This is a genomic window from Streptomyces acidicola (assembly GCF_009377235.1).
Taxonomy (GTDB): Bacteria; Actinomycetota; Actinomycetes; order Streptomycetales; family Streptomycetaceae; genus Streptomyces; species Streptomyces acidicola.
Genome location: NZ_VMNX01000403.1, coordinates 1 through 4,853, shown reverse-complemented (window position 1 = coordinate 4,853; position 4,853 = coordinate 1). Strand labels below are relative to the sequence as shown.

General features: G+C 72.1%; 4 protein-coding genes. All 4 read left to right on the top strand.

Features of this window, described 5'->3' with window-relative positions; genetic code table 11:
- The first annotated feature begins 27 nt into the window (after positions 1-27).
- Positions 28-516 (top strand): MarR family winged helix-turn-helix transcriptional regulator, encoded by a 489-nt coding sequence (locus FPZ41_RS44780; protein WP_152870470.1) that lies wholly within the window; start codon positions 28-30, stop codon positions 514-516.
- Between the two features lie 173 nt (positions 517-689).
- Complete coding sequence (locus tag FPZ41_RS44775; RefSeq protein ID WP_152870468.1) at positions 690-2,081, top strand: glycosyltransferase 87 family protein; 1,392 nt, start codon at positions 690-692, stop codon at positions 2,079-2,081.
- 61 nt (positions 2,082-2,142) lie between these two features.
- The gene (locus FPZ41_RS44770) at positions 2,143-3,738 is read left to right on the top strand and encodes a glycosyltransferase family 2 protein (protein WP_152870466.1); all 1,596 of its coding nucleotides are present in this window, start codon (positions 2,143-2,145) and stop codon (positions 3,736-3,738) included.
- Positions 3,739-3,871: 133 nt separating this feature from the next.
- A partial coding sequence (gene galE / locus FPZ41_RS44765) for a UDP-glucose 4-epimerase GalE (RefSeq protein WP_152870464.1) occupies positions 3,872-4,853 on the top strand: 982 nt, incomplete at its 3' end.

Here is a 4,853-nt window from a genome sequence, read left to right as displayed (position 1 = left end):
GCCCCGGCCCCGACCCCTGCCACCGACTTGACCTCGGCCCCTGGCGCGGACCTCCTGCGCCTCGACAAGCAGATCTGCTTCTCGCTGCACGCGGCCTCGCGCGCCTTCAACGGCGTCTACCGGGTGCTCCTCAAGGACCTCGGCCTCACCTACCCGCAGTACCTGGTGATGCTGGTGCTGTGGGAGCGGGGCGAGCTGCCCGTGAAGAAGCTGGGCGAGCACCTGCGCCTCGACTCCGGCACGCTGTCGCCGCTGCTGAAGCGGCTGGAGGCGGCCGGGCTGGTACGGCGCGAGCGCAGCGCACGCGACGAGCGGTCCGTGGAGGTGCGGCCGACCGACGAGGGCCTGGCGCTGCGCGAACGGGCACTGGAGGTACCGCGCCGGATCATGGCGGCGACGAGCTTCGACCTCGACGAGCTGCGCGACCTGCACACCCGCCTCGACCGCCTGACGGCCGCGCTGGACGGGGCGGCACTGGATGGGGCGACGCTGGAGGAGACGCCAGGCTGCGCTTAGCACTCCAGCAGCGTCAGGAGCCACAGCAGGAGGTCGGCCGAGGCCACGAAGAGGCCGACTTCACAGCCTTGCGCACCTGTTGATGGCGATGGACGGCGCATGCACACCTGTTGGTGGCGACAGGCGGCGTATCGCCATGGATATGGCATTTATTCGGCTTACGATCCGGTCTGATGACACGGCGAATCGAGCCTCGAAGCCTCCAGCCCCGGAGAATCCAGCACCGGAGATTCCAGCCCCGAACCCGCAGCCGGCCCGGACGGCCCGAAGTCCGCTCCCGGCTGCTCGCCCTCGCCGCAGCATGGGCGGCCACCCGCGCCCTGATGCTGTGGCTGCTCGCCCACAACCACCTGCCCCTGCTCGGTCACGGCGGTGTCGCGGGTGAGGCGTACCGGCTGTACGCCCGCTGGTACGGCGTCCTCGCGGGCGGCGCGTACCCGGAGGGCGACCCGCTCTGGCAGTACCCGCCGGGTGCCGGACTGCTCCTGCTCGCGCCCGGGGCGCTGCCGGGCCTGACGTACTTCCAGGCCTTCGTGGCCCTCACCCTCACCGCGGACATCGTCGTCACGGTCGCCCTCACGCGCGCGGGAACGCGCCCCGACGGTCGCAGCCTGAGCGGGGCCGCGCTGTGGACCGCCGGACTGCCGGTCATGCTGTACCTGCCGCTCGTGCGGTACGACGTGCTGGTCACGGCGTTCGCCGTCATCGCCCTGTTGACGTTTTCGCGCTCCACGCGCGCGTGCGGGGCGTTCGCCGCGATGGGTGCCCTGGCGAAGGTCTGGCCCGCGCTGACCCTGATCGGCACGCCGAGGGGCCGTACAACGAAGGAGGCGTGGGCGGCGGCCGCGGTCACCACGGCGGTGCTGCTGGGGACGCTCGCCGCGCTCTTCAGGACACCGTTCGACTTCTTACGCCAGCAGGGCCGCCGGGGCGTGCAGATCGAGTCGCTCGGCGGCACGGCCCTCGCTCTCGCGCGCCGCGCGGGCTGGGACGGGACCGTGCGGTACCGGTACGGCGCGATGGAGTTCGTGGGGCCGTACGTGCCGGAGGTCGCGGCCCTCTCACTCGCCCTCACCGTCGCCGCCTTCGGCGCCCTGCTGCTGTGGCGGACGCGCGCCCGCCGCTGGTCACCGGCGACCCCGTACGACGCCGCACTGAGCGCCGTGCTGCTCTTCACGGTCACCAGCCGGGTGATCAGCCCCCAGTACATGGTGTGGCTGCTGGGGCTGGCCGCCGTGTGCCTGACCTCCCGGCACACCACGCAGCGCGCGGTGGCCCTGCTGATCGTGGCGGCGACGGCCGTCAGCGCGGTGACGTATCCCGTGCTCTACCAGGAGGTCGTCAACAGCACCTGGACGGGCTGCCTGCTGATGCTCGTACGCAACGGACTGCTGACGGCAGCGGCGGTCCTGTCCTTCGTACGGCTGTGGCGGGGCACGGCCGCCGGCCCGCGGAGGAGCCGGAGCCGGAGTCCGGAGGATCACCCCGAACCGGACGACTCGGAATCCAGCAGCCCGGAACGGAACCCGAGCCCTATTCCCTCCGTCATCCACACCAAAGGCTGAGTACCGCTCATACGGGAAACTGACAACAACATCGACTATTCCGACTCGTCTCGTGGGAGCCATGGACCGTCACCACTCGCAGGTCAGCGTCGTCGTCATCGGGTACGACGACGCCACCCACGTGGCGGGCGCGGTCCGTTCGGCGCTCGCGCAGGGCCCCGCCGTCCGTGAGGTGATCGCGGTCGACGACTGCTCGGCGGACGGCAGCGCGGAGCTGCTTCAGCGGCTGGCCGCCGCCGAACCGCGTCTGCGGGTGATCCGCCGCCGGGTCAACAGCGGCGGCTGCGGCACCCCGCGCAACGACGGCATCGAGGCCGCGACAGCCCCGTACGTGATGTTCCTGGACAGCGACGACGTGCTGCCGCCCGGTGCGGTGGACTCGTTGCTGCGCGCGGCGGCCGAGCAGGACGCGGAGGTCGCGGCGGGCCTGTGCGTGCGCCGGGAGCTGCCGTCCGGGCACGAGACCCCGTGGCAGCCCGAGCTGTACGCGCAGCCGGCCGTGCTCGCCCGCCCGTCCCGGCGCACCCGCCTCGTCCACGACACGCTGTGCGTCAACAAGCTCTACCGCACCGACTTCCTGCGCCGGCACGGGATCCGCTTCCCCGACGGGCGGTTCCCGTACGAGGACTTCGTGTTCACCGCGCGTGTGCTGGCCGCCGCCCCGCGCATGGCGCTCGTCCCGGACACGGTCTACGTCTGGCACGTGCGGCGCTCCGCGGCCCGGCTGTCCATCTCCCTCGACCGCGCGGGCATCGACAACTGGCGAGCACGGACGGAGGCCCACCGGCTGTCGTACGACATCCTCCTCCGCGCCGGCGAGAAGCGGCTGGCGCGGGCGGCGCGGGCGAGGTTCCTCGAACACTCGGTGCGGATGTACGCGCGCGAACTCGACCAGCGCGGGGCGGAGTACCGGCGCGCGTGGTGGGCCCTCACGCGCGCGTACCTGAAGACCTTCGACACGGCCGACTTCGCGCTGGCGCCCGCGCCGGGGCGCGTCGTGGCGCGCGTGATCCTGGCCTCCGCCGAGCCGCGTGACGTGCCCCGCCTCAGGGAGCTCGCGGCCCGCCCGGCCCGGCTGACACCGCCGTACGCTCGCGCGGCCGACGGCACCCCGGTGTGGTCGGCGGACCTGCCCGAGGTGCGGCTGGACCACCTCCTCGAACGCCCCCTGCACCTGCTGCCCGTGGCCGTCGACGCCGAACTGCGCCCCCGTGCGCGCGACACCCTGCTCCGGCTGCGCCTGCACGAGCTGTACGGGCGGATGGGGCAGGGCGGGCCCGAGGCGGTGGACGTGGAGTTCACGCACCGGGACCGCGGCCGGGTGGGGCTCGCCCGCACAGTGCCCCTCGCGGCCGAGCCGGACTCCGACAGCTGGCTGGCCGACGTGCCGGTCGACCTCGGCGAGCTGGGCTCGGGCACCTGGGACCTGCGGCTGCGGCTGCGCTTCCGGGACGGCACCAGCCGGGAGACCACCGCCCACGCGCTCGCCGGGCCCGGGCTGCTGCGGCGGACGGCCGTACCGAGCGCGCGCCACGGGCTGCTCCTCGTGCAGCCGTACGCGACCCACGCGGGGGCGCTCGCGTTGCGGCTCGCGCCCGGTTGGCGAGGATTGACAGATGTCATGAGCAGACGCGTCAAACGTCTGCTTCATCAGTGAACGCCTGCTTCGCTGGTGCAGGACCCGTAGATGGATACGAGACTGGTGCACGACCCGTAGGTGAATTCAAGACCCGTAGACCCTTACATCCGTAGACCCGTAGGTGGGTGCATTCAAGAGGGGACGACTGTCCATGACCTGGCTGATCACCGGCGGCGCCGGCTACATCGGGGCGCATGTCGTCCGCGCCATGCGCGAAGCGGGCGAGCGGACCGTGGTCTATGACGACCTGTCGACGGGGATCGCCGAGCGCGTACCCGAGGGGGTACGGCTGGTCGAGGGCTCCACGCTGGACAGCGAGCTGCTGAACCGCACCCTGACCCGGCACACCGTCACCGGCGTGATCCACCTGGCGGCGAAGAAACAGGTCGGCGAGTCGGTCGAACAACCGCTGCACTACTACCAGGAGAACGTCGAGGGCCTGCGCGTCCTGCTCTCCGCCGTCACCGAGGCGAGAGTGCCGCACTTCGTCTTCTCCTCCTCGGCAGCCGTGTACGGGATGCCCTCCGACGCCCGGGACGAGCCCCTGGTGACGGAGGAGAGTCCGTGCGTGCCGATGAGCCCGTACGGCGAGACCAAGCTCGCGGGCGAGTGGCTGGTACGGGCCACGGGCAAGGCGACGGGTATGTCGACGGCGTCACTCCGCTACTTCAACGTGGCGGGAGCGGCCTCGCGCGAACTGGCGGACGTCGGCGTCTTCAACCTCATCCCGATGGTCTTCGAGAAGCTGACCGAGGGCAAGGCGCCGCGGATCTTCGGGAACGACTACCCGACGCCCGACGGCACGTGCGTCCGGGACTACATCCACGTGGTGGACCTGGCCGAGGCCCACGTGGCGACGGCCCACCGTCTGCAGGCCGCCCGCGGTACGGACCTGACCCTCAACATCGGGCGCGGTGAGGGCGTTTCGGTCCGCGAGATGATCGAACGCATCAACGCGCTCACCGGCCACGACGTGACCCCGACCGTCACCCCGCGCCGCCCCGGCGACCCCGCCCGCGTGGTCGCCTCGGCGCAGCGCGCCGCCGACGAGCTCGGCTGGAAGGCCCGGTACGGCGTGGAGGACATGATCTCCTCGGCGTGGGAGGGGTGGCTCCGGAGGCATCCGGGGGCGG

Excerpts from the sequence above, each read along its gene's own strand:
- FPZ41_RS44775 (WP_152870468.1), top strand. The coding sequence starts at position 690 with ATGACACGGCGAATCGAGCCTCGAAGCCTCCAGCCCCGGAGAATCCAG.
- FPZ41_RS44770 (WP_152870466.1), top strand. The coding sequence starts at position 2,143 with ATGGACCGTCACCACTCGCAGGTCAGCGTCGTCGTCATCGGGTACGAC.